General features: G+C 59.5%; 21 protein-coding genes. 8 read left to right on the top strand and 13 right to left on the bottom strand.

Features of this window, described 5'->3' with window-relative positions; all coding sequences use genetic code 11:
• Positions 1 to 71 precede the first annotated feature (71 nt).
• Positions 72 to 512, top strand: coding sequence for a peptidoglycan-binding protein LysM (gene lysM, locus TK42_RS08260; protein ID WP_103733980.1), 441 nt, complete (start codon positions 72 to 74; stop codon positions 510 to 512).
• A gap of 107 nt (positions 513 to 619) precedes the next feature.
• Here lysM and yrfG read toward each other — a convergent pair whose 3' ends face one another.
• The gene (yrfG, locus tag TK42_RS08255) at positions 620 to 1,282 is read right to left on the bottom strand and encodes a GMP/IMP nucleotidase (protein ID WP_103733979.1); all 663 of its coding nucleotides are present in this window, start codon (positions 1,280 to 1,282) and stop codon (positions 620 to 622) included.
• A gap of 87 nt (positions 1,283 to 1,369) precedes the next feature.
• Between yrfG and nudE the strand changes: the two genes are divergently transcribed.
• Both nudE and cysQ read left to right on the top strand, forming a co-directional pair.
• Entirely contained in the window at positions 1,370 to 1,936 is a 567-nt protein-coding gene (nudE, locus tag TK42_RS08250; RefSeq protein WP_005783845.1) for an ADP compounds hydrolase NudE, read from the top strand.
• A complete protein-coding gene (gene cysQ / locus TK42_RS08245) occupies positions 1,933 to 2,769 on the top strand; it encodes a 3'(2'),5'-bisphosphate nucleotidase CysQ (RefSeq protein WP_103733978.1) in 837 nt (278 codons plus the stop codon). Before nudE ends, cysQ begins: the two co-directional genes overlap by 4 nt.
• Before the next feature lie 128 nt (positions 2,770 to 2,897).
• Here the strand turns inward: cysQ and TK42_RS08240 are convergent, their stop codons facing one another.
• The 7 genes from TK42_RS08240 to rfbB are packed head-to-tail and all read right to left on the bottom strand — an operon-like array spanning position 2,898 to position 9,968.
• Positions 2,898 to 3,353: a thioesterase domain-containing protein gene (locus TK42_RS08240; protein ID WP_103733977.1), complete on the bottom strand. Its 456-nt coding sequence runs from the start codon at positions 3,351 to 3,353 to the stop codon at positions 2,898 to 2,900.
• A gap of 25 nt (positions 3,354 to 3,378) precedes the next feature.
• Positions 3,379 to 4,764, bottom strand: a complete 1,386-nt coding sequence (locus tag TK42_RS08235; protein ID WP_032878393.1) for a sigma-54 dependent transcriptional regulator — start codon at positions 4,762 to 4,764, stop codon at positions 3,379 to 3,381.
• A complete protein-coding gene (locus TK42_RS08230; RefSeq protein ID WP_103733976.1) occupies positions 4,761 to 6,569 on the bottom strand; it encodes an ATP-binding protein in 1,809 nt (602 codons plus the stop codon). Before TK42_RS08230 ends, TK42_RS08235 begins: the two co-directional genes overlap by 4 nt.
• 36 nt (positions 6,570 to 6,605) lie before the next feature.
• Positions 6,606 to 7,475: a dTDP-4-dehydrorhamnose reductase gene (gene rfbD / locus TK42_RS08225; RefSeq protein WP_103733975.1), complete on the bottom strand. Its 870-nt coding sequence runs from the start codon at positions 7,473 to 7,475 to the stop codon at positions 6,606 to 6,608.
• On the bottom strand, positions 7,472 to 8,017 hold the full coding sequence (gene rfbC / locus TK42_RS08220) for a dTDP-4-dehydrorhamnose 3,5-epimerase (RefSeq protein ID WP_032878390.1): 546 nt from the start codon (positions 8,015 to 8,017) through the stop codon (positions 7,472 to 7,474). The genes rfbD and rfbC overlap by 4 nt, the downstream gene beginning before the upstream one ends.
• On the bottom strand, positions 8,014 to 8,889 hold the full coding sequence (gene rfbA / locus TK42_RS08215) for a glucose-1-phosphate thymidylyltransferase RfbA (RefSeq protein WP_005783860.1): 876 nt from the start codon (positions 8,887 to 8,889) through the stop codon (positions 8,014 to 8,016). Before rfbA ends, rfbC begins: the two co-directional genes overlap by 4 nt.
• Positions 8,886 to 9,968 carry a dTDP-glucose 4,6-dehydratase gene (rfbB, locus tag TK42_RS08210; RefSeq protein WP_032878389.1) on the bottom strand — a complete coding sequence of 361 codons (1,083 nt, stop codon included), beginning with the start codon at positions 9,966 to 9,968 and terminating at the stop codon, positions 8,886 to 8,888. Before rfbB ends, rfbA begins: the two co-directional genes overlap by 4 nt.
• A gap of 153 nt (positions 9,969 to 10,121) precedes the next feature.
• Here rfbB and TK42_RS08205 point away from each other — a divergent pair, with 153 nt between their 5' ends.
• The 3 genes from TK42_RS08205 to TK42_RS08195 all read left to right on the top strand — a co-directional run bounded on the left by TK42_RS08205 (position 10,122) and on the right by TK42_RS08195 (position 14,708).
• Positions 10,122 to 13,031: an aminotransferase gene (locus tag TK42_RS08205; protein ID WP_103733974.1), complete on the top strand. Its 2,910-nt coding sequence runs from the start codon at positions 10,122 to 10,124 to the stop codon at positions 13,029 to 13,031.
• 120 nt (positions 13,032 to 13,151) lie between these two features.
• Positions 13,152 to 14,258, top strand: a complete 1,107-nt coding sequence (aguA, locus tag TK42_RS08200; RefSeq protein WP_103733973.1) for an agmatine deiminase — start codon at positions 13,152 to 13,154, stop codon at positions 14,256 to 14,258.
• Positions 14,259 to 14,492: 234 nt separating this feature from the next.
• Positions 14,493 to 14,708 (top strand): hypothetical protein, encoded by a 216-nt coding sequence (locus TK42_RS08195; protein ID WP_103733972.1) that lies wholly within the window; start codon positions 14,493 to 14,495, stop codon positions 14,706 to 14,708.
• A gap of 33 nt (positions 14,709 to 14,741) precedes the next feature.
• Here TK42_RS08195 and TK42_RS08190 read toward each other — a convergent pair whose 3' ends face one another.
• Positions 14,742 to 16,817: a TonB-dependent siderophore receptor gene (locus tag TK42_RS08190; RefSeq protein ID WP_103733971.1), complete on the bottom strand. Its 2,076-nt coding sequence runs from the start codon at positions 16,815 to 16,817 to the stop codon at positions 14,742 to 14,744.
• A gap of 408 nt (positions 16,818 to 17,225) precedes the next feature.
• Between TK42_RS08190 and TK42_RS08185 the strand changes: the two genes are divergently transcribed.
• On the top strand, positions 17,226 to 18,512 hold the full coding sequence (locus TK42_RS08185; protein ID WP_032878384.1) for an OprD family porin: 1,287 nt from the start codon (positions 17,226 to 17,228) through the stop codon (positions 18,510 to 18,512).
• A gap of 85 nt (positions 18,513 to 18,597) precedes the next feature.
• On the opposite strand, the gene TK42_RS08180 is transcribed toward TK42_RS08185, so the two are convergent.
• From TK42_RS08180 to TK42_RS08165, 4 genes are all read right to left on the bottom strand, one after another.
• Complete coding sequence (locus TK42_RS08180; RefSeq protein ID WP_103733970.1) at positions 18,598 to 20,175, bottom strand: M48 family metallopeptidase; 1,578 nt, start codon at positions 20,173 to 20,175, stop codon at positions 18,598 to 18,600.
• Positions 20,176 to 20,188: 13 nt separating this feature from the next.
• Positions 20,189 to 20,554: a hypothetical protein gene (locus TK42_RS08175; RefSeq protein WP_032878382.1), complete on the bottom strand. Its 366-nt coding sequence runs from the start codon at positions 20,552 to 20,554 to the stop codon at positions 20,189 to 20,191.
• Between the two features lie 37 nt (positions 20,555 to 20,591).
• Positions 20,592 to 21,935, bottom strand: a complete 1,344-nt coding sequence (locus TK42_RS08170) for a CHASE2 domain-containing protein (protein WP_103733969.1) — start codon at positions 21,933 to 21,935, stop codon at positions 20,592 to 20,594.
• A gap of 207 nt (positions 21,936 to 22,142) precedes the next feature.
• Positions 22,143 to 22,427: a DUF3077 domain-containing protein gene (locus TK42_RS08165; protein ID WP_103733968.1), complete on the bottom strand. Its 285-nt coding sequence runs from the start codon at positions 22,425 to 22,427 to the stop codon at positions 22,143 to 22,145.
• Positions 22,428 to 23,193: 766 nt separating this feature from the next.
• Between TK42_RS08165 and TK42_RS08160 the strand changes: the two genes are divergently transcribed.
• Complete coding sequence (locus TK42_RS08160; RefSeq protein ID WP_103733967.1) at positions 23,194 to 23,424, top strand: hypothetical protein; 231 nt, start codon at positions 23,194 to 23,196, stop codon at positions 23,422 to 23,424.
• Positions 23,425 to 23,660: the final 236 nt, after the last annotated feature.

The raw sequence follows: 23,660 nt of genomic DNA, 5'->3' as shown, positions 1-23,660 counted from the left end.
TTTGGAACCCAAGTCTGCTGGACTGGTCTAGTCTTGGGCATCTGGAAATTAAATCCCAAGGAGAGCGCACCATGAGTCTTTTAAGTTTTGTGAAGGAAGCTGGCGAGAAGTTGATCGATCTGTTGACGCCGGGTAATGCGAATGCGAGTGAGCAGCTGAAGGAGCATGTGAGCAAGGTGGGCCTGGGTAATCCAAACGTGCAGACCACGGTGGATGGCGACAAGGTCACTGTGACTGGTGAAGTGGCGAGCCAGGAAGAGAAAGAAAAGATCCTTTTGGCGCTGGGTAACATTGCTGGCGTGGCAAGCGTAGACGACCAGATCACTGTAACTGGTCCAGTAGTCGTGGCTTCACGCTTTGTTGTTGTGAAAAGCGGTGACACTCTCAGCGCAATCTCTAAAACGGTTTATGGCGACGCGAATAAGTACGACAAGATTTTCCAGGCTAACAAGCCGCTGCTGTCGCACCCGGACAAAATCTATCCAGGCCAGACACTGCGTATCCCTGAGTAATACGCAGGACAAAATGTGGGAGGGGGCTTGCTCCCGATGGCGGTGGTTCAGCACCTGATACTTGGCTGATACACCGCCATCGGGAGCAAGCCCCCTCCCACATGGGTTCAGAGCCCGACAATGAGATTGCGGTAATCCTCTACTGCCGCGAACTCTGCGGTGTCCTTCGGGCCTTTCTTGCTATCAGGCTCTTTGACTGCCAGCAAATGCCCCACGCCGAAATCCCGGGCACTGCGCAGGATCGGCAAGGTGTCATCGATAAACAGACTACGGGCCGGGTCAAAGTGGATATCGGCTTGCAACGCTTCCCAGAACTGTGGGTTTTCCTTGGGAAAACCGTAGTCATGGGAGCTGATCAATCGCTCGAAATACGGCGCCAGTTCAATGCGTTCCAACTTCAATGACAGCGAATCACGATGAGCGTTGGTGATCATGATCACGCGCTTGCCGGCCTGTTTGATCGCCTTCAGAAAAGTATCGGCATCCGGGCGCAGGGCGATCAGGTGGGCGGTTTCCAACTTGAGTTCGCGCACCGGGATCGCCAGTTCAGTGCTCCAGAAATCCAGGCAATACCATTGCAACTGTCCGGCGTTACGCTCAAACAACGGCTGCAACTCCATTTCGGCCATGGCCCGGCTCACGCCGTGCAGTTCGGCGTATCGGTGGGGCAGATGTTCCATCCAGAAATGGTTGTCGTAATGCAGGTCGAGCAGGGTGCCGTCCATGTCCAGCAGGACGGTGTCGATGGCGTGCCAGGGCAAAGAGGGCATGGTGCGTTCTCATGTAAGTAAAGATATCCGACACAGACAATCGGAAAAGCCACGGTATAGTAACCCGATCACGCCAAGGAGCCGCTTATGCGCCAGAAACCCACCGTCCTCGCCCGCGAAATAGTCGCCAGTAGCCGTTTGTTCCGCGTGGAGGAAGTGCAGTTGCGCTTTTCCAATGGCGTTGAACGGACCTACGAGCGCCTGGTGGGGCGCGGCGCGGGCTACGGCGCGGTGATGATTGTGGCGATGATCGACGAGGATCATGCATTGCTGGTCGAAGAATACTGCGGTGGCACTGACGAATATGAATTGTCCTTGCCCAAAGGTTTGATCGAGCCCGGCGAAGACGTGCTGGCGGCGGCGGACCGCGAGCTCAAGGAAGAAGCTGGCTATGGCGCACGGCAGTTGGAGCACATCACCGAGCTGTCGTTATCGCCGGGCTATATGAGCCAGAAAATTCAGGTAGTACTGGCCACCGACCTTTACGAAGAGCGCCTGGAGGGCGATGAGCCTGAGCCGATGCGCGTGGACAGGGTCAACCTGCGGGAGCTTTCTGCGCTTGCGCAAAACGAGCAATTCAGCGAGGGCCGAGCGCTTGCCGCGCTGTACCTGGTACGCGATCTGTTGACCCAGCGTGGAGCGTTCAACGCATGAGCGAACTGTTTTTAGGCCACCCGTTTATCGCCCCCGTGATTGAGCTGGCCCGCCAGGCCGGCGAAGCTATCCTGCCCTACTGGCGCGCCAATGTAGCCGTGACCTCCAAAGCGGATGATTCGCCGGTGACGGCTGCCGATCTGGCCGCTCACCATCTGATTCTCGCGGGCCTGACCGCGCTCGATCCGAGTATTCCGGTACTCTCCGAAGAAGACGCCGATATCGATCTGAGCGTGCGTGCCCAGTGGCAGCGCTGGTGGCTGGTGGACCCATTGGATGGCACCAAGGAATTCATTTCCGGCAGCGAAGAATTCACTGTCAATATTGCCTTGATCGAACAGGGCCGCGTGGTGTTCGGCGTAGTGTCGATGCCGACCACTGGCCGTTGCTACTTCGGTGGCGCGGGCCTTGGGGCATGGCGTTCAGATGTGAAGGCCGCACCCAAGCAGATCCAGGTACGCCAGACCCCGGCCGTGGGCGAAGCCTTTACTGTGGTCGCCAGTCGTCGGCATACCAGCCCTGAGCAGAAACGCCTGCTGGATGGCTTGAGCGAAGGTTTGGGCGCGCTGAAGCTGGCGAATATCGGCAGCTCGTTGAAGTTTTGCCTGCTGGCCGAAGGCAGTGCTGACTGCTATCCGCGCCTGGCACCGACCTCACAGTGGGATACCGCTGCGGCACAGGGCGTACTGGAAGGCGCGGGAGGTGAAGTGTTGGAGTTGAACGGTCAGCCGTTCAGCTACCCGGCGCGGGAATCGCTATTGAACCCGTTCTTTCTGGCGCTGCCAGCCAAGGCTGCATGGCGTGAGCGCCTGTTGACCCTGGCCAGATCTTAAGATCACTGCAGAGCAAAATGTGGGAGCATCGCTTGCCCGCGATGGCGGAGTGTCAGTCATACAGGTATTGGCTGATCCACCGCTATCGCAGGCAAGCCAGCTCCCACTTTTATTTTATGTAATGGCTGCTAGCGGTGCAGGACGTACTGGCCGGTAAAGGCCACTGCACGCTCCTCACTGCCTTCATTCACAATCCATGTCTGCAGCGCCAACCGCGCGCGTCCATAACGCTTGTACGTCGCCAGGAAACGCTTCCACACTTTTTCTTCCGGCGCCGCGCAAATGGCCGTCGCATCCTGCGTCACCGGCAGCGGATAGCTGATCTGCCCTTCCTGAATCACGATATGACCGTCTTCTATCCCCGCTTCGCGCAGCTTCAGGTGCAGCCAACCCCAGCCTGCCAGTACGGCGCCACAGTAGAGGCTGCCACCGAACATGGTGCTTTTGTGGTTGATATTGGCTTGCAAGGGCAGGTACAGCTGCAGTTGGTCGTGTCGCCAGTCGAGCACCTTGAGACCCATCTCCCGGGTGAGGGGAATGTCGTGGTGAAGGACGGCTTCCAGGTAACGGCTGTCGCGGCTCATAGCGGTCTCTTGGTGGTAGGCGGATTCATTCGTCGTCGGCGCTGTGGCTGGTGCTGTCGGCGAAGTTCAGACCGTGTTTGCGCAACTTGTCGTGCAAGGTCTTGCGCGGCACGCCCAACGCTTCGGCGAGGCTGCGCACGGAGCTGTGAGGGCGGGTGAGTTCGGCGGCGATCAAGCTTTTTTCGAACTGCTCGACTTGCTCGCTCAAGCCGCCGGGCGTGGACGTCAGCACGCCCGCGGCGGGATTGTCCTGGGCGCTATCGAGCGCCAACTCCAGGCCCAGGGCGAAACGCTCAGCGGCGTTTTGCAGTTCCCGCACATTGCCCGGCCAGCTGTGGCGCAATAACAGCGCGCGTTGGCCCGGTTGCAGCTCATGCAGGGGCAGGCCGTGGCGGCTGCTGGCCTCGTCGGCGAAGTGCTGGAACAGCATCAATGCATCTTCACCACGCTCGCGCAGAGGCGGGATGCGTAGCGGTGCGACGTTGAGGCGGTAATACAAGTCGGCACGGAAACGGCCCTGGTCAGCGGCTTGGCGCAGGTCTTCCTTGGTGGCGGCGATAATGCGGATATCCAGCGGAATCAGCTGATTGCCGCCCAAGCGCTCCACCACGCGCTCCTGCAACAGGCGCAGCAACTTGACCTGCACATCCAGGCTCATGCTTTCGATTTCATCGAGAAACAGCGTGCCGCCATTGGCGAACTCGAACTTGCCGATGCGGCGTTTCTGCGCGCCGGTGAACGCCCCCGGCTCATGGCCGAACAGTTCGCTTTCTACCACCGATTCGGCCAGCGCCCCGGCGTTGATCGCCACAAATGGGCCACTGCGGCGGCTTGAAAGATCATGCAGGGCGCGGGCGACGACTTCTTTGCCAGCACCGGTTTCGCCCAGGATCAGCACATCGGCCTTGGTCGCGGCCAAGGCGCCAATCTGCTCGCGCAGGCGCAACATTTGCGGGGAGTGCCCCACCAGGCGCGTGCTCAGTTGCTGACGATCGCTGAGAGCCAGGCGCAGGCTGCGGTTGTCCAGCACCAGGCGACGCAAGGCCAGGGCGCGGCGCACGCTGTCGAGCAGTGCGTCGCTGGCGAAGGGTTTTTCGAGGAAGTCATACGCGCCGGCACGCATGGCCTGCACCGCCAACGGTACGTCGCCGTGGCCGGTGATCAGCAGCACCGGCAGGTCCGGGTCCTGGCCATGCAGTTCGGCCAGCAGCTCCAGGCCGTCCATGCCGGGCATACGGATGTCGCTGACCACCACTCCAGGCCAGTCGCGGGACAGGCGTGCGGTGAGGCCGGTGGCTTCGCCCAGGGGCAGGACTTTGAGTCCGGCCAGGTCCAGGGTTTGGCACAGGGCTTGACGCAGGTGTGGATCGTCGTCGATCAACACCACCTGAATCTGGTTGTCGATGCTCATACACTGCGGTCCTCGGACGGTTGCAGACTGACGCCCGGCGAGCCGGCACGCAATTTCAAGGTTAACAGCGCGCCGCCTTCCTTGTGGTTGGCGAACAACAGTTCGCCACCAAAGGCGCGCATCAGGGTGTCGCAGATTGCCAGGCCCAAGCCCAGGCCCTGGGTGCGCGTCTTGGTGGTGTAGAACGGCTCGCTGGCGCGGCCCAGGGCTTCCATGCAAAAACCTGGGCCGTTGTCGCGAATGTACAGGTTGACGCCCTGGGGCGTGGTTTCGGCACTCAGCCAGAGCTTGCGCGGCGGGCCTTTTTCGGTGAGGGCGTCCAGGGCGTTGGCCAGCAAGTTACCCAGTACCTGGCGCAGGCGGGTTTCGCCGGCCTGCACCCATAGGGTTGCTTCCGGCAGGTCGCGGATCAATTCCACTTCCATTGAGCGCCGCCGCTTGGCCAGCAACGCCAGGGCGTCATCCAGGGCCGGTTGCAAGGCTACGCTCTCCGGTGCGTGACGATCACGGCGAGCGAATGCACGCAAATGGGCGATGATCGAGGCCATGCGCCCGGTCAGCTCGCTGATCAGTTTGAGGTTGCCGCGGGCATCGCTGGTGCGCTCATGGTCGAGGAGGATTTCGGCGTTTTCTGCATAGCTGCGAATCGCCGCCAACGGTTGGTTCAGCTCATGGCTGATACTCGCCGACATGGTGCCCAGGGCCGAGAGTTTACCGGCCTGGACCAGGTCGTCCTGGGCGCGCACCAGTTCCTGCTGGGCGTGTTCGCGTTCCAGCACTTCCTGTTTCAGGCGCCGGTTCAGGCCCTCCAGGTCGCTGGTACGCTCGGCCACGCGCATTTCCAGCTCACGGCGGGCCTTGGCTTCGAAAGCGATGCGTTCCAGGTAGTGCCGACGGCGCTGCATCAGCAATCCCAGCAACAGCATCAGCACCAACAACGTGGCACCGCCCACGGCGACAACCGTGCGCACCGGACGGTTGATCAGCGAGCGTGGCGCCAGGATTTCCACATTCCAGCCGGTTTCGGCGATGGCCGTGGATTGGCGCAGCCAGGCGCTGCTGCTCAGGCTCAGCGGCTGCGGGTCACGGGTGGGGTAGGGCTGTATGGCGATGATGGCCTGGCGCTCTTCGGCGGTCAGTGGCCGCGTGGCGCGGAATCGCCATTGCGGGCGCGAGGTGAGGATCACCACGCCGTTGTGGTCGGTGACCAGCAGTTGTTCCGGGGTATTGCCCCACAGGCTTTCGGTGTGATCAAGGTCGACCTTGACCACCAGCACGCCGATGATGGTGTCGCCGTCACGCACCGCGGCGGCGAAGAAGTAGCCGCGCTTGGCTGAGGTGGTGCCCAGGCCGAAAAACCGACCCAGGCGCCCGGCCATGGCTTCGCTGAAATAGGGGCGAAAGGAGAAATTGCGCCCGACGAAGCTGTCTTGTTTGTCCCAGTTGGAAGCGGCAAGGGTCTTGCCGGTGGTGTCCATCAGGTACATCACTTCCACACCCGCCTGGGCGGCGACATCCTTGAGCAACAGGTTGGCATTGGCCAGGTTGGTACTGACGTGAGGTGCGTCCAGGGCGACGCGCAGGGCCGGCAAATCGCCGAGGATTTGCGGCAATACTTCGTAGCGGTGCAAGGTGCCCAACAGGTTGGCGACATACAGGTCGAGAGTCTGGCGGTTTTGCCCGGCCAATTCGCTGCGGTAGTAGCGCTCGGCCAAATGCTCCAGCGGCCATAACAGCGGTGCCAAGCACAATGCCAGCAGGGCGAGGCTGCGCCAGCGGGGTCTTCGCGGAAGGGGTGGAGTCATGGGGAGTGTGCGCCTGTGGGTACAGGCGCATTATGCCTAGTGCTGCTTGGCAAGACACTCGTGCAATGCATCTTGCCAATGGGGCTGGCTGACGTGCCATTGCTGTTGCAGACGCGAGCAATCCAGGCGCGAGTTCAGCGGGCGCTTGGCGGGGGTGGGGTAGGCACTGGAAGGGATCGGCTCCAGTTCGGCGCAGGCTTTGCCTTCGATCCGCAATTGCTCGCCAATGGCTTGGGCAAAGCCGAACCACGAGGTCTCACCTTGTGCGGTGAGGTGGTAAACCCCCCAGTCCCCGGCCTTGCCAGCCTGCCACTGCTGAATCAGCGCGCGGGTGCTGCTGGCGATGGTCCCGGCCCAGGTCGGCGCACCGATCTGGTCGGCGACGATGCGCATCTGCGGTTTTTCCTGCAGCAGGCGCTGCATGGTCAGCAGGAAATTCTTGCCATGGCTCGAATACACCCAACTGGTGCGCAAGATCAGGTGTTCGCCACCCACGGCAGCAATCGCCTGTTCACCCGCCAGTTTGCTCTGACCATAGACACCCAAAGGGTTGGGTGTGTCGCTTTCGATGTAAGGGGCAGGTTTGCTGCCATCGAACACGTAGTCGGTCGAGTAATGAATCAGCGGGATGCCCAGTGCCTTGGCTTCCTCGGCGAGGATGCCGGGGGCGATGGCGTTGATCGCAAAGGCTGCGCCCGGTTCGCTCTCGGCCAGATCCACGGCCGTGTGAGCTGCCGCGTTGATGATCAGGCCAGGGCGGTGGGCGCGTACCTGTTGGCGGATGAGGTCAGCGTCGGCCAGGTCAAGCTGGTCGCGGCCCAGGATGACGAGTTCGCCAAGACCCTGGAGCCGCTGTTGCAGCTCCAGGGAGACTTGGCCGTGTTGGCCGGTGATTAATATTTTCATGGGAACAGGTCGGCTTCCATCAGCAGTTTTCCGACCTGGTCTTTGGCAGACAATTGCGGCGGCTCGACCAGCTCCCAGTCGATAGCCAGCGTTGGGTCATTCCAGAGAATGCTGCGCTCGGCGCTTGGCTGGTAGTAATCGGTGGTTTTGTACAGGAACTCTGCGTGGTCGCTCAACACCACGAAACCATGCGCAAAACCTTCCGGCACCCACAATTGACGATGGTTCTGTGCCGACAGGCGTACACCTACCCAGTGTCCGAAGTTTGGGGAGCTGCGACGGATGTCGACGGCTACATCCAGCACTTCGCCGTGAGTGACACGCACCAGCTTGCCTTGAGTGTGCTCAAGCTGATAGTGCAAGCCCCGCAGTACGCCTTTTTGCGAGCGCGAGTGGTTGTCCTGCACAAAATCACGCTTGAGCCCGGTAGCTGCTTCAAAAGCGCGGGCGTTGAAGCTTTCGTAGAAGAAACCGCGCTCGTCACCGAATACCTTTGGCTCAAGGATCAGCACGCCGGGTAGTGTGGTTTCAACTACGTTCACTGGGTCTCTCCGGCGAGGGAATACAGGTACTGGCCATAGCCGGTCTTGCCGAAGTATTTGGCGCGTTCCAGCAGATAGTCGCGGTCGATCCAGCCGTTTTCGTAGGCGATCTCTTCCAGGCAAGCCACTTTCAAGCCCTGGCGGTGCTCGATGGTCTGCACGTAAGTCGAGGCCTCCAGTAGGCTGTCATGGGTGCCGGTGTCGAGCCAGGCAAAACCGCGACCGAAGCGTTCTACATGCAGGTCGCCGCGCTGAAGATAGGCGTTGTTGACGTCGGTGATTTCCAACTCGCCGCGTGGCGAAGGCTTGACGGCCTTGGCGATCTTGATCACGTCGTTATCGTAGAAATACAGGCCGGTGACGGCATAGGGTGACTTGGGCTTCGCCGGTTTTTCTTCAATGGACAGGGCGCGGCCCTCTTTATCGAAATCAATCACACCGAAGCGCTCCGGGTCTTTTACCCAGTAGCCGAATACCGTAGCGCCCGATGAACGCTCGGCTGCAGTGCGTAATTGGTCACTAAAATGTTGGCCGTGGAAGATGTTGTCCCCCAGAATCAGGCACACGGCGTCATCACCGATGAACTCTTCGCCAATGATAAATGCTTGAGCCAACCCGTCTGGAGACGGCTGTTCGGCATAGGTGAAATGCACGCCAAACTGGCTGCCATCTCCCAGCAGGTTTCGGTACTGTGGCAAGTCTACCGGCGTGGAGATCACCAGGATGTCCTTGATCCCGGCAAGCATCAGCACGGATATCGGGTAGTAGATCATGGGTTTGTCGTACACCGGCAACAGCTGTTTGGACACTCCCAGAGTAATGGGGTGCAAGCGGGTGCCGGAGCCGCCAGCCAATACGATGCCCTTCATCATGCGATTAGATCCTTCAAGTCGGTGTTGCCCAATCGTTCGCCCTGATAACTACCGTCCTGGACCCTGCGGCACCATTCCAGGTTATCGAGGTACCACTGCACGGTTTTGCGCAGTCCTGTCTCAAAGGTTTCTTCCGGGACCCAGCCCAGCTCGCGTTCGATCTTGCTGGCGTCGATGGCGTAGCGCTGGTCGTGGCCAGGGCGATCCTTGACGAAGGTGATCAGGTCAGTGAATTTTTCCACGCCGGCGGGGCGCTGCGGCGCCAGCTCTTCCAGCAGGCCGCAAATGCCACGTACCACGTCGATGTTCTTCTGCTCGTTATGACCACCGATGTTGTAGGTCTCGCCAACCACCCCAGTGGTGACCACTTTGAGCAGTGCACGGGCATGATCCTCGACGAACAGCCAGTCACGTACCTGCAAACCGTCGCCGTAGACAGGCAGTGGCTTGCCCGCCAAGGCGTTGAGAATAACCAGCGGGATCAATTTTTCGGGGAAGTGGAATGGCCCGTAGTTGTTCGAGCAATTGGTCAGCAGTATCGGCAGGCCGTATGTACGCTGCCAGGCGCGTACCAGGTGGTCGGATGCCGCCTTGCTCGCGGAGTAGGGAGAGCTGGGCGCGTAAGGCGTGGTTTCGGTGAAGAGGTCGTCTACGCCGTGCAGGTCGCCATACACTTCGTCAGTGGAAATGTGGTGGAAGCGGAACGCGCTTTTGGCCGGTTCTGCCAGCTTCTGCCAGTAAGCCCGTGTGGCTTCCAGCAGGCTGTAGGTGCCAACGATGTTGGTCTGGATAAAATCCGACGGACCGTCAATGGAGCGGTCAACGTGGGACTCGGCCGCCAAGTGCATGATCGCATCAGGTTCAAAGCGTGCGAGTACGGCGCTGACGGCGGCCTGGTCGATGATATCGGCCTGGACAAACTCATAGCGGCTGTTGGACGCGATGCTGGTCAGCGATTCAAGGTTGCCGGCATAGGTGAGCTTGTCCAGATTGAGCACTTCATGTTCGGTATCTTGAATCAAATAGCGGATCAGGGCTGAGCCGATAAAGCCAGCGCCGCCAGTAACGAGAATGCGCATATCGGAGGGCCCTTTCCTTAGATGGACATTAAGCGAATGAAGCATAGCTTGAGTTGTGTGGGCCGGGTGGTGCAAGTCCGGCGTTTACTGGGGGTTGCCTTGTGACCCGGAACAATGGCGATATAGACGTCTGAAAAAACAAAGGTCGTCACAATGTCGTTAGCCACATTGACCCACCGCGCCAGTTTACCTTGCCCACAAGTAAGCCCCGACCAGGCGGCAAGCCTGCTCGAGCGGCATTATGGGATGAGCGGTGTGCTGCAAGCGTTGGGCAGTCAACAAGACCTCAACTACAAGATTGACAACGCCCAGGGCCGTTTTGTTCTCAAAATCTGCCGCGGTGACTACGCCGCCGTTGAACTCGAGGCCCAACACGCGGCCCTCAATAGTCTGCAAGCACATGACCATCTGCGCGTGCCCAAGGTGATTCAAGCGTTGGATGGTAATGAGCTGCTGACGGTAAGCGTCGACGGGCACACCCTGCACCTGCGGCTACTGGAGTACATCGACGGCCAGCCCCTCACGCATTTACCGCACCTGGGCCGCGATGTGATCGCAGGCTTCGGTGAGCTGTGCGCACAGATGAGCCTCGCGCTGCAAGGTTTCGAACATCCGGGCCTTGCGCGTACCCTGCAGTGGGATCCGCGCCATGCGCAGGCGTTGATCACTTACCTGCTGGCAACCTTGCCTGACCTGCCGCAACGCGCCGTATTGGAGCGCGTAGCCACGCAGGTCGAGGCGTATGTCCAACCGTTGGCACCACGCCTGCCGTGGCAAGCGGTGCACCTGGACATCACCGATGACAATGTGGTGTGCCAGCGTGATGCCCAGCGGCGCTGGCGTATCCACGGCGTGATTGATTTCGGCGATTTGGTGCACACCTGGCGGATTGCTGACCTGTCGGTAACCTGCGCGTCCCTGTTGCACCACGCTCACGGTGACCCGTTTGCGATTCTGCCGGCAATCCAGGCCTGTCACGCGGTGATGCCGTTACAGCGCGAAGAGTTGGAAGTGTTGTGGCCGCTGATCGTCGCACGCGCGGCGGTGCTGGTGCTCAGCAGTGAACAGCAGCAACGCCTGGACCCGGATAACACGTATTTAAAGAAAAACGCTGAGCACGAGTGGGAAATTTTCCATGTTGCGACGGCGGTGCCGTTTGCGCTGATGCAAGCGGCGATTCTCACTGGCGTTGGCGAGACGTTGCCACCGGTTGCCAGCCATGACTTTGCACCCTTGTTGCCGGGCCTGGTGGGCCGCGAGTTCGCGCTGATCGACCTGGGCGTACTCAGCCCGCATTGGGAGGCCGGTAATTGGGAAACCCCGGGAATAGATCGGCGGTTGCTGGCTGAAGCAGCGGCAGTACATGGGCTGGCGGCCAGCCGGTATGGGCAATACCGCTTGTCGCGTACCTGTGCCGACAGCGCGGTAGAGCCGCAGACCTTGCCCCTCCATGTCGAACTGCACCTGCCCCACGGCAGCGTGCTGCAAGCCCCCTTTGCAGGCACGCTGCGTGAAGGCGCCGATGGCTTGCTGTGCTTGCACGACCCTAGGCTGAGCCTGCGTGTGTGGGGCTTAAAAACGTCACTCACGCCTGGAGCGTTGGTGGTGAAAGGGCAAGTAATGGGGGAGGTTCACGCGCCGTTGACTGTGCAGTTATGCAGCGCCGACCTTGAACCGCCACTGTTCTGCACGCCCTCCCGAGCCTCGGCCTGGCAGGCGTTGTGCCCGTCACCGGCGGCGCTGTTGGGGCTGGCCTGCGATGCCGAGCCGGAACTGGACCCGCAGGCTCTGCTGGCCCGGCGTGATGCCAGCTTCGCCCGCTCCCAGAAGCATTACTACGTGGACCCGCCACGTATCGAGCGGGGCTGGCGCAACCACCTGATCGACATGCAGGGCCGATCCTACCTGGACATGCTCAACAACGTAGCCGTGCTGGGCCATGGTCACCCGCGCATGGCCGCGGTGGCAGCGCGGCAGTGGTCGCTGCTCAACACCAACTCGCGGTTTCACTATGCTGCGATTGCCGAGTTTTCCGAACGGTTGCTGGCGCTGGCGCCCAAGGGCATGGACCGCGTGTTCCTGGTCAACAGCGGCACCGAAGCCAATGACCTGGCGATTCGCCTGGCCTGGGCCTACAGCGGTGGGCGCGACATGCTCAGCGTGCTGGAGGCGTACCACGGTTGGTCAGTGGCGGCAGACGCCGTGTCCACATCAATTGCCGATAACCCCCAGGCATTGAGCAGCCGCCCGGACTGGGTGCACCCGGTGACAGCACCCAATACCTACCGCGGCGAATTCCGCGGGCCGGACAGCGCACCGGACTACGTGCGAAGCGTGGAACACAACCTGGCGAAAATTGCCGCAAGCCAGCGCCAATTGGCCGGATTTATCTGTGAGCCGGTATACGGCAATGCCGGGGGCATCTCTCTGCCGCCGGGTTATTTACAGCAGGTGTATGGCTTGGTCCGTGCCCAGGGGGGCGTGTGCATCGCCGATGAGGTGCAGGTAGGTTACGGCCGCATGGGCCACTTCTTCTGGGGCTTTGAAGAGCAGGGCGTGGTGCCCGACATCATCACCATGGCCAAAGGCATGGGCAACGGCCAGCCTTTGGGGGCGGTGATCACCCGTCGAGAAATTGCCGAGGCGCTGGAGGCCGAAGGGTATTTCTTCTCGTCATCGGGGGGCAGCCCGGTCAGTTGTCAAATCGGCATGGCGGTGCTGGACGTGATGGAAGAAGAGAAACTCTGGGAAAACGCCCAGGTGGTTGGCGGGCATTTCAAGGCTCGGCTGCAAGCGCTGATCGACCGCCATCCGCTGGTCGGAGCGGTACACGGTTCGGGCTTCTATCTGGGCCTGGAACTGGTGCGTGACCGACACACCCTGGAACCAGCGACGCAAGAGACGGCGCTGTTATGTGATCGTCTTCGGGAATTGGGGATTTTCATGCAGCCTACGGGTGACTACCTGAATATTCTCAAGATCAAACCGCCGATGGTGACCACCCGGCAAAGCGTGGACTTCTTTGTCGACATGTTGTCGAAAGTACTGGATGAGCAGCTGTGATAGATCGATTGTTATCGGCTATTTTGTGTAATATTCGGGATCTATAATCGTTAAGTGCTTCCAAAGCCGATTTTTATCCATATCAAGTCGGTCTTCACCCCATTCGGAGTTTTGAACGCCATGACCACCCTGCACAGCACACCTCGCGCCGATGGCTTCCATATGCCTGCCGAATGGGCGCCACAGACCCAAACCTGGATGATCTGGCCCGAGCGCCCCGACAACTGGCGTCTGGGCGGCAAGCCTGCGCAGGCCGCCCACGTGGCTGTGGCCAAGGCCATCGCCCGCTTTGAGCCCGTGACCGTTGCGGTTTCCGCCGGCCAGTACGAGAACGCCCGTGCGCGCCTGGATGTACCCAATATTCGCTTGGTGGAAATGTCTTCCGACGATGCCTGGGTCCGCGATACGGGCCCCACGTTCGTGATCAACGACAGCGGCGAAGTGCGGGGTGTGAATTGGGATTTCAATGCCTGGGGTGGTTTTGACGGCGGCCTGTATGCACCGTGGAACCGTGACTCCCAGGTAGGCGGCAAGATCCTCGAGATCGAGCGCGCGCCGCGCTATCGCGCCCAAGGCTTCGTGCTTGAAGGGGGTTCGATCCATGTGGATGGCGAAGGCACCCTGATCACCACCGAAGAGTGCCTGTTGAACCGTAATCGCAACCCGCACCTGGATCGTGCGGCCATTGAAGCTGTACTGGCTGATCACCTCGCGGTGGATAAGATCATCTGGTTGCCGGATGGCCTGTTCAACGACGAAACCGATGGCCATGTGGATAACTTCTGCTGCTATGTGCGCCCAGGCGAAGTGTTGCTGGCCTGGACCGATGACCCGCAAGATCCGAACTACCCACGCTGCCACGCAGCCATGGATGTGCTGCAAAACAGCACCGACGCCAAGGGGCGCGCGTTCATCGTGCATAAAATGCCAATCCCGGGACCGCTGTATGCCACCGAGGAAGAATGCGCCGGTGTCGACCCGGTGGACGGCAGCCAGGAACGTAACCCGAGCGTGCGGTTGGCCGGGTCCTACGTCAACTTCCTGATCGTCAACGGCGGCATCATCGCGCCGAGTTTCGATGACCCGCTGGACCACCAGGCCAAACAAATCCTGCAGAGCCTGTTCCCGCAGCACGAAGTGGTGATGGTGCCGGGCCGCGAACTGTTACTGGGGGGAGGCAATATTCATTGCCTGACCCAACAGCAGCCCGCACCGCACAGAAATTGAGTGCAGTTGTAACGGTGCTTTGAGGGCGCGTGTGCGCTGCGCAACCGCAGTGTTCCAGCCAAGCCCGCGACCCAGCCAGGTCGCGGGCTTTTTTGTATCTGAATGCCAAGGCGGACGGCACATTGGCATAGCTCTTGTATCGCTGTCGGCACAGTGAATCTGTGCGATGACTGCGCAGTTCTGTCACAAACCTTGAGTAAGTTAGCCGCTCACGCAGCAGGAGAGAGCGCTGAAATGAATGCCGATATCGACCTGATGAACATGCGCACGTTTCACCCCTTGCGAGTCAACGGCGATGCGATCCATGCGTTGGCGCTGTGGTTGAAGGCAAACGGCTCGCGCCAGGTCAGGCAGGTGCCTGACTTGCGCAGGGTGATGAGAGAACGCTACCCGGTGGGGTTGTTCACGGAGGATGAAGTGCAGGCGTTATGCGAGTTGATGAGTAAGTGAAGGCACACTGCAGTCAGTGTGCCAGATGAAATATTAGAAACTGTAGGTACCGGTGACCACCAGGCTACGCGGCTCCCCTGGTTGAATCTGCGCCGCACTGGTCGCCGAGGCGTAGTAATTTTTGTCGGCAATATTGTTCAGCGCCGCTCTCACGTCCCACTCTTTCTGACGGAACCCGGCCAGTGCGTCCCAGCGCCCGTATCCCGGCAGTACCACGGTGTTGAGGCTGTCGGCGTAGCGATCACCCACCAGGGTCAAACCGGTTTCGGCGTACCAGCCCATTTCCGGTTTCCAGGTGATGAACACGCTGGCATTGCGCTTGGCCACGTCGCTGATACGTTTGCCTTCAAAGCCGTTGTTGTCCTTCTCCACCTTGGCGTCCTGCAGGCCTACACCGCCGCGTACGTACCAGTTGTCGATGATCTTGCCGGTGGCCGTCAGCTCCACGCCGCGTGAGCGTTGCTCGCCGGTGAGCAGGGTGATGGTGCGGTCCAGCGGGTCGCTGGTGCGGCGGTTGTAGAGTTCCAGCTCGTACACGGCGAGCGTGGTGCTCAGGCGGTCGTCGAACCAGTCGCTCTTCACGCCGATTTCCTTCTGCTTGGTCAGCTCCGGGCTAAGGTCGTTGACGTTCCCGGCGGCGTTCGGCGTGATACCGATCAGGCCGCCGCCCGCTGGCGAGAAGGTCTTGCTCCACGAGGCATAGAACGAATGATGCTCCAGCGGCGTCCACACCAGGCCGACGCGCGGGCTGGTGCTGTGGCTCTTCACGTTCTCCTGGGTGTTGAGCACCTTGCTGGTGGTGTCCACTTCAAAGCGGTCGTAACGCAGCCCGCCCAAAAGTTGCCACTGGTCGTTCAGGCGCAGTTGATCCTGCACGTACAGCGCGCTGCTTTCGACTTCAGTGTGGTTGTAACTCGACAGTCGCATGCTCCCTGTGTGGCTCAGGCGGCGATTGGGTTGGTTGAGGTCCAGGTTGGGGACCGTCCTGGCATCCCGAGCCGAGTACAGCTTCGGGTCGCGCCGCTGGCTGCCCAGCTCGATGCCGGTGAGCAGGCGATGCTCCAGGCCAAACGCGTCGAAACCACCCTCCAGCTCAAGGTTGTTGAACACATTGCGGGTGGTCAGGTCCTGCTGCCAGTGTTGGCGGCTGACGCTGTTGGTTTTCGCGTCGTAGCCGGTCTGGTAGGTGTTGTCGAAATCGCTGTCGAGCTTGAACACACCGAGGGTGTGGCGCAGTTGCCAGTTGGCGTTGAGCTCGTAGGCGAGCTTGGAACGCAGTGACTGGGATTTATCGTCGATGTAGTCGCCGTGATTGAAATAAGTGGTGCTGCGGCTCACATCCGCCGGGCGCCCGTTGACCCCGGGAATGCCACGGTCCGGCGTGCGGTTGTAGCGGCTGTATTCGTATTGCACCAGCCAGTTCAGGTCGGGGGTGAGCTGCCAGCTCATCGACGGCGCAAACAACTGGCGGTTGCCGCTGACGCCATCGCGAAAGCTGTTGTTGTCCTGGTTGCCCATGTTCAGACGCAGGCTGATGGTGTCGCTCGGGTCGGCGCTCAGGTCGGCATACAGGCTGCGCAAATCGTTGCTGCCACCTTGGGCTTCGATACTCGACTTATGACCTGGCGTGGGCAATTTGCTTACGCGGTTGACGATACCGCCCTGGCCACCTCGCCCGTACAGCACGGCGGCCGGGCCCTTGAGCACTTCGATACGCTCGATGTTGTGCAGGTCGCGCACGTACTGGCTGTCGTCGCGAATGCCGTCCAGATAGAAGTCATTGCTGGCGTCGAAACCGCGTATGCGCAGGCTGTCGAAGCGTGTGTCGGCGCCGCTGCTGACGTTGGGAATACCGCTTAACGCCTGGCCTAGGTCGTTGGTGCCGTAGGACCGCAGATTGTCGGTTTTTACCGAGTCGATCGCCTGGGGCACATAGCGTACGGAGGTCGCGGTGCGCGTGGCGGTGTTGGTCTCTTTGACGCGTGGGTCGTCTTCGTCAGCTTCGGCGTTGATCGAGGTCTCGGGCAATACGGTAGTCGCGCAGGCAAAACCGGCAGACAGCAGCATGGAGAGCCCAAGGGCGATGGGCGTCAGGCAAGGGGTGGGCATGGGGGTGTATCCAACAAGTTGGGCAGGAAATTTGCGCGAATGGTAATGCTTTGCATTTGCGCGTGTTATCTATTCCCTGTCGTGTCGCTGGCAGATTTGTTACTTGATGTGTTTTTTATCGGTGCCGTAGGTCATTCAATCGTTTTCAGCGTAGTGCTTTAGCTCGCCCCTTAGACGAATATCGCCTAAATACAGACGATTCACGAAATTGACACATAGTTCAACGCCCGCATAGGATTGCGCCCAACGCCTGTGGCTCACCGCCATGACTTACTCCAATAAAAAAAGGCCCGCGGCAGTTCAGTCGTCCGCGGGCTTTCTTTTTGCGGCAAAGGTCGACACCAGAAATAGCAACATGGAGCCTGGTGTCACAGCGCGTACTCAACCCGTAATAAGGAATATAAGAATATGTTGAAGCAACGGATGAGTCTGATCGCTCTGGGGATTTTGAGCGCATCGACAGCAATGGCAAACGACCAGGAGCAATCCAAGGGGTTTGTTGAAGATAGCCACCTGAACATCGCCGCACGTAACGCCTACATCAGCCGTGACTACAAAAACGGCAAGCAGGACAAAGCTGAATGGGGCCAAGGCTTCATCGGCAAGTTCGAGTCCGGCTTCACCCAAGGCACCGTGGGTGTGGGTGTGGACGTGATTGGCCAATACGCTATCCGCCTGGACGGTGGTAAAGGCCGCAGCGGCGCTGGCGGTATCGACTTCTTCAAGCAAGGTGACAGCGGTGAAGCCGCCAACGACCTGGCCAAAGGCGGCGCGGCCGTGAAGGCGCGTATCTCCAACACCGTGATCAAATACGGTCAGCAAATGCCGGCCGTACCGGTCCTGCAGTACGATAACTCGCGCTTGCTCTCGGAAACCTATGAGGGCACCTCGATTGTTTCCAAAGAGATCGCCGGCCTGCAACTGGACGCCGGTCACTTCACCAAGGAAGCTCGCAAGAGCGCCGAGGGCAGCGACAGCGGCCGCTTGAAGAGCATCAACTACATCGGCGGTAGCTACAAATTCACCGAAAGCCTGTCGGCTGCCCTGTATGCCTCCGACATGCAGGACGTGCTGAAAAAGCAATACGTCAACGTCAACTACGTGCTGGCCCTGCCAGAGAAGCAATCGCTGACGTTTGACTTCAACGGCTACAAAACCAAGCTTGATCGCAGTTTCGCCCTGGAAAACCAAGGTGATGCGGACGCGCGCGACAACAAGATCTGGAGCCTGGGCGCGACCTGGGCCGTTGGTGCGCACAGCTTCACCCTCGCTCACCAGCGCAGCACCGGCGACACTGGCTACCTGTACGGCGGCTACCGCAACGCTGGCGGCATCGGCGACGGCGGCAATACCATCTTGCTGGCCAACTCCTACTGGTCTGACTTCAACGGCAAGGACGAGCGTTCCTGGCAAGCAGGTTACGGCATCGATTTCGCCACCTTCGGCGTACCGGGCCTGACCTACAACATTGCCTACGTGCGTGGCACCAACATCGACGACGGCACAGGCCGTGGCGATGGCACCGAGCGTGAAATCTGGAACCAGTTCAAGTACGTCGTACAGAGCGGCCCAGCCAAAGACCTGAGCCTGCGTGCTCGCGCCTCGTGGCTGCGCGTTTCCAACAACGCCAGCAACTACAACGTAGGCGGTAACGAAATCCGTCTGTTCGCCGACTACCCGATCAACGTTTTCTAATTGATCGAGCGTCGTGCCTGATGCCAGGCAATAAAAAACCCCGACTGGTTCGGGGTTTTTTTATGTCAGGTGCGAATGTTGCCGCCTAGGCCTTGGCCGGTGCGAGCTTCTTGCAGTTTTCCTTGCGTGTCGGGTACTGCTCGCACTTGCGCAACACCGTTTGCACCTGCTGCACATTCTGCAGTTGCTGGTTGGCCAACAGCTTTTCGGTGATGAACAGCTCCTCCGAGCCCAGATTGCGTTCAGCCTTGTCGATCATCGCCAGGGCCGATTGCCCATCACCCCGCTTGAGGTGGTAGCTGATCATCAAGTCATAGGTGGAGGGGCCGGCCAGGGACCAGTCCTTGATCGCCTGCAACTCTTTCACCGCTTCGCTGTTTTTGCCCTGGGCCAGGCGCACGGTATAGGCCGTGCGCCGAATGCTCGGCTGGTCCTTGACCGGTGATGCCAGGGCCTTGCGGATAAACCCTTCAGCATCCGGCACTTTGTTTTTCTCCAGGGCATCGATGGCGAAGTACGCGTCTTTATAACCCTGTAAGGCCTTCGCCACTTGCGGCGTAGTCTTCATCTTCGACCAGCTTTGTGGGTTGACCCGAGCGCGGCGTTCCTGGCGATATTCGCGTTGCAAGTACTGGCGCAGCTCGGTGTCACGGTCCATCGCCGACATGTGCGAGCGGTTGAAGTATTGCGTGGTTGCGTTGATGCCGGTGGTCAAGCCGTCCTTGACCAGCACGTCCAGCTCTTTGGTGAACTGGTTGAGATTGAACTGCTGCAGCGAATCCTGCATGGCATTCTTGCGCGCCGTGAGGAAGCCCGTGAGCAAGGGTTTCTGCTTGCCCTGGAAGTCGTTGAGGCGCTCCAGACTATGGGTGGCGGCACGCGGGGCGTAACCGGCGCGGATCATCAAGTCAGTGCCCAGCAAGTCGGCCTGGTCTTCCTGGCTGCGGCCCCAGGCGGTGCTCCATACCTGATCGGAAAAGGTATTGGCCAGTGCGGTGTACAGCACGGTGTTACCGATGGTCTTTTGCGTGCCGGCCGGGTCTTTACTGAACAGTTTCATCGTCCCGGAGCTGCGGTCGACGCCCGTATCGGCAGCCATGGTGGCCAAGGCGACCGTGGAGGCGACGGTGGTGAACATGTCTTTCTGCTGCTGGAAGGCAGCCATGCGGTCATGGTGATGCAGCAACACGTGGCTCATTTCATGGCCCAGCATCGCCGCGATTTCGTCTTCGCTGGCGACGTTGTCCAGCATACCCAGCGGCACGAACAGGTTGCCGTAAGGGTCTGCCGATGGCCCGAAACCATAACTGTCGGTGATCTTCACCTGCAGCGGCGGCAACTCCCCCGGCCAGCCCTTGGACAAGCGCGTGACAATGCCCTGCAAGTAGCCTTGCAGCATCGGGATATCCACCAGGTTCTGCTGACGCGCTTCGGCAGCCGGCACCGCCCGCCCGTCGTAGCTCAGGCGCTGTTGGCTCTGGCGCTGTGGGTCGAGCTTGTAATACTGGCGTACGTCAGTGTTGTCCACGTAGTGGCCCTGAACCCGGGATTGGGTCGAAGGCCCCACCAGGTTCAGGAACGCCTGGTCCGCGCCCTTCAAGGTGGCGCAACCGCTGAGCACCGAACTGGCCAATAGGCAGGCCGCAACTAGATATCCCTTCACCGCACCGCTCCTTTTATTGATTGCAACCGGCACCAAAACCAATGGTGGAGTTATTGCGGCTGTCTTTGGCCTGGCTTTTGGTCAGGCCCTGGCAGGGCAGGTCGACGACGTTCAGCGGCGGTTCGATGCGCAGGTCCATGGTGTCCAGCCAGACCTTCTGGCCCGCCAGCTCGACCTGCACCAGGTCCAGCGCCTGGTTGTACTGCAACACCGGTACGGGCTGGGTGGGCGCATCCTTTTTCGCCAACTCACGTTGTTGCTTGCCTTGCTCGTCCAGTACGGTCACTGGGTCGGCCAGGAACGCTTTGATACTGTGAGTTTCCGCCCAGGCACCCTGGGTGAAGAGGGCGGTGAGCAAAACGATGAGACTTCTGTTCATCCTTGAATTCCTTGAGTCAAATGACAAAACGGCACACTCAGCGGTCGCGGTCGAAGAAGGCTTCGATCCGCTCGCTGAACAACACCAACGACAGCAATACAATGCCCAGCACGTTGACCGGAGTGATGTCATTGAGGCTCAGCAACACACTGACCGCCGCCAACATCGACATCACCAACAGCCACGACGGGCACGGCGAGGTAAAAAACCAGATTTCCTGGCGCCGCCACCGGCTCCAGGTGCGCTGGCCCGCAAGGCGACGTGCGTGCAGCGCCTTGAGCACGGCAATCAACGCCAACAGCCCGAGCTCGAGCAGGTCCAGCCAATTGAAGGGCAAGCGGGGAAAGTCGGCCGGTTCATGGTCGTAGTCCATGCCTGAATTGATCAGGTTATCCAGGGCCATGGCGTGCAAGTACACGCCGGGGAGTTGGCCATGTACCGGCGACTCAACCAGATCCCCCGTGGACGCGATATTGGCGCCCACCAGCACCAGGCGGTCGCGCAGCAACTCTGCGATCAGTGCCTGATCGTCGGGGTCGCTGACCTCCAGGTCACTGGCCGACAACGTCAGCGTATAAGGGCACCGTGCCTGGGCCGAGTCATCAAGCTTCCAGAACACGGCCTGAAAGAACTGCGCCACCCCATCCAGCAAAAAATGCCGCGCGGGCGCGCAGTGGCTGATATCGGCAATCCGCGCCTGTTCCGCCGCCAACTTCAGCCCCCACTGCACCGCAATGGGCTGGCGCTGCGCAGCGGTCTGCGCATCCACCGGTGGCAGTTTGCAATGTTGCGTGGCACAAAACTCGCGGTACAGCGCCATCGCTGGGGTTTCCAAAAGCCCCGCCTGTGTGTGCATGGCCAGCGGGTACTTGTCGTCCACCCCTTCCCATACCACCAGCGCTGGGCGGCTGACCTGCATAAAAGGCGCCAGCGTATTGGCCTGGCCCGCCTCCGCACGCGTCAACCCGGTATTGGCCAACCACAGTGGGATGCCCTGGCGTTGATAACGCTCAAACACATTCGCCAGCAACTGACTGCCCCGCGCCGGGTCGCCCAACGAGTGGTCGTGGCTGTACAACAGATCCACAAACACCGCCCGAGGCTTGTACGCCAGCAAACGCTTGAACAACTTGCTCTGCTCGCCGTAGGGCATTGGCCAAGAGGTGTCGTTGCGCATCAGGTAGGCATCATCAATCAACACCACCGCCACCCGCTGCTGCCCAAGGCTCGGGTAGTGGCTGGCGAACATACGATTGAGCCACTGCGCCGACGCCTTGTCGCTGGAACTGGCCAGGCCGAAAGGATCAAGAATCGCCAGCAACACGATGATGACCGCCAGCCAATAGCGGCGGTATTTGAACAGCGGAGGGTTCGACAACATCCATGTCTCGATTAAAGGCACAAGCAAGGCGGGGTTTTTAACCGGAGTGGGAGGGAGTGTCAAACGGAAAAGTGGCTAATTGCCATATGGCTCTTGCCGCGTGGCTAGCCTTTCGCAAAAAAGCCCCGACCTATTCAGGTCAGGGCTTTCCTTTGTGGGAGCTGGGTTTGCCCGCGATGACGTCAGCCCGCGCACCACACGACTTCTTTATTGCTCAACATTCCCAGGCGACTCCAACACCTTCACCACATCATCAATCACCGCCTTGCTCATCTCCTGCAAATAATGCGACGCCCAGGCATAACGGTCCGTGTCCTGCGTCATCGCCGCGTCTTCCGCGAGCAGCTTGGCGAGGTGGAGCAGGTCGGAAACGTGATGCAAGGCTTCATGCAGGGAAACACCGCTGTTGACGCGGAACAGAGGTTGGTCGGAGTGAAAGGAAAAGGGGGTGACGCCGAGGGTGGTTAACGCGGATGGATTTGGAGCGGTCATTGGTAGAACTCCCGTATCTAGTGAGAGCTACCACGTTCGTCGTTTGAACGAATGCGTGGCGCTAAGGCGCCTGCATCAAGTCGGGTTCTCAGGCCCGGTCGCCAAATTGCAGCGACGGGGACGAGATTAGCGTGGTGGGGCGTGGGGAGCAATCGGGAAACTAGATCGGTTAGGCGTCTGCTGGGTTAAGAGCAGGGATCGACTGACCAATTATTGGTTTTATGGGATCGGCATAATTATTGGCTGCCCATAATTTTGTATAAAAGATCGGTAGCTAGCGAAAGGCACTGGCTGAGGTGAGAAGGCGCTCGAGGGCATGCCACGTAGATCGTCGGTGGATTGGGTGGCACACGAGGCTCCCGGATTGCGGTGTGTGGACAAAAAGAGGAGGTGCGGAAACTACAAAGCCCTCACATTTCTGCGAGGGATTCGTTTTGTATGGTGCGGCACCAGACGAACGGTATGTTTCAGCGAGACTAGGTTATTCGGGCGTCTGGAGTTCGCTGGAAAATCTGGCGTACCCCAACTAGTAACTATAAATAAATCAGCTAGTTATGGCGCTCAATGGAATCGAACCGGAGGCTTGTACTACATCATAGAGTTGCTGATTTTGAGTTCCCGCTACCTTTCTTGTATCTACTCGGTGTTGGCGAAACTCGCAATTTACACGTGCTTCTTGAGGTAATGGACTTTCGACTTGGCGGGGAGTCAATTGATGTCTAAAGTATGTGTACTGGCGACTTGCCAGTTTCAGGAGATGAGACACATGGAGCGTTACAAAAATCTCAGTGGTCAGTCAAATGTGGTGGCATATGAACTGGCACAAGGGTCGATATCCGTAGAGTTCGCCTCAGGAGCCTATAGAACCTATGTATATGATTCCAATCGTCCCGGACCAGTAGTGGTTGCTGAATTACAGCGACTTGCTGTGGCTGGCCGCGGACTCAATAGCTATATTTCAAGCGTGGTTAAATCAAATTTTTCTCGTAAATATTGACTTGTATCACTTGTGAGGTGGTAGCGGCTAAATCGTTAACACTTTGAGTGTGTTTTTTGGGGGGGCAGAACTATGCTGAAACTCAAAGATATGTGCTTTTATTGTTTTTTATATTGACTAAATGCGTGCCAGCTATTCGATATTAATTTCACGCTTCTCTTGGCGAAGATCGTGGCAGGCCATGATATTAAGCGAACTCATTAGTCGGCTATGTTTGATCGTAGTGGGCTGTGCCG

This window comes from Pseudomonas sp. GZJR-8, from assembly GCF_002916705.1.
Classification (GTDB): domain Bacteria; phylum Pseudomonadota; class Gammaproteobacteria; order Pseudomonadales; family Pseudomonadaceae; genus Aquipseudomonas; species Aquipseudomonas synxantha_A.
The sequence above is the reverse complement of the archived record's forward strand: the minus strand, read 5'-3'. Positions and strand labels throughout refer to the sequence as shown.

Coding starts and splice junctions, on each gene's coding strand:
- lysM (WP_103733980.1), top strand. CDS start 72: ATGAGTCTTTTAAGTTTTGTGAAGGAAGCTGGCGAGAAGTTGATCGAT.
- yrfG (WP_103733979.1), bottom strand. CDS start 1,282: ATGCCCTCTTTGCCCTGGCACGCCATCGACACCGTCCTGCTGGACATG.
- nudE (WP_005783845.1), top strand. CDS start 1,370: ATGCGCCAGAAACCCACCGTCCTCGCCCGCGAAATAGTCGCCAGTAGC.
- cysQ (WP_103733978.1), top strand. CDS start 1,933: ATGAGCGAACTGTTTTTAGGCCACCCGTTTATCGCCCCCGTGATTGAG.
- TK42_RS08240 (WP_103733977.1), bottom strand. CDS start 3,353: ATGAGCCGCGACAGCCGTTACCTGGAAGCCGTCCTTCACCACGACATT.
- TK42_RS08235 (WP_032878393.1), bottom strand. CDS start 4,764: ATGAGCATCGACAACCAGATTCAGGTGGTGTTGATCGACGACGATCCA.
- TK42_RS08230 (WP_103733976.1), bottom strand. CDS start 6,569: ATGACTCCACCCCTTCCGCGAAGACCCCGCTGGCGCAGCCTCGCCCTG.
- rfbD (WP_103733975.1), bottom strand. CDS start 7,475: ATGAAAATATTAATCACCGGCCAACACGGCCAAGTCTCCCTGGAGCTG.
- rfbA (WP_005783860.1), bottom strand. CDS start 8,889: ATGATGAAGGGCATCGTATTGGCTGGCGGCTCCGGCACCCGCTTGCAC.
- rfbB (WP_032878389.1), bottom strand. CDS start 9,968: ATGCGCATTCTCGTTACTGGCGGCGCTGGCTTTATCGGCTCAGCCCTG.
- TK42_RS08205 (WP_103733974.1), top strand. CDS start 10,122: ATGTCGTTAGCCACATTGACCCACCGCGCCAGTTTACCTTGCCCACAA.
- aguA (WP_103733973.1), top strand. CDS start 13,152: ATGACCACCCTGCACAGCACACCTCGCGCCGATGGCTTCCATATGCCT.
- TK42_RS08195 (WP_103733972.1), top strand. CDS start 14,493: ATGAATGCCGATATCGACCTGATGAACATGCGCACGTTTCACCCCTTG.
- TK42_RS08190 (WP_103733971.1), bottom strand. CDS start 16,817: ATGCCCACCCCTTGCCTGACGCCCATCGCCCTTGGGCTCTCCATGCTG.
- TK42_RS08185 (WP_032878384.1), top strand. CDS start 17,226: ATGTTGAAGCAACGGATGAGTCTGATCGCTCTGGGGATTTTGAGCGCA.
- TK42_RS08175 (WP_032878382.1), bottom strand. CDS start 20,554: ATGAACAGAAGTCTCATCGTTTTGCTCACCGCCCTCTTCACCCAGGGT.
- TK42_RS08170 (WP_103733969.1), bottom strand. CDS start 21,935: ATGTTGTCGAACCCTCCGCTGTTCAAATACCGCCGCTATTGGCTGGCG.
- TK42_RS08165 (WP_103733968.1), bottom strand. CDS start 22,427: ATGACCGCTCCAAATCCATCCGCGTTAACCACCCTCGGCGTCACCCCC.
- TK42_RS08160 (WP_103733967.1), top strand. CDS start 23,194: ATGGAGCGTTACAAAAATCTCAGTGGTCAGTCAAATGTGGTGGCATAT.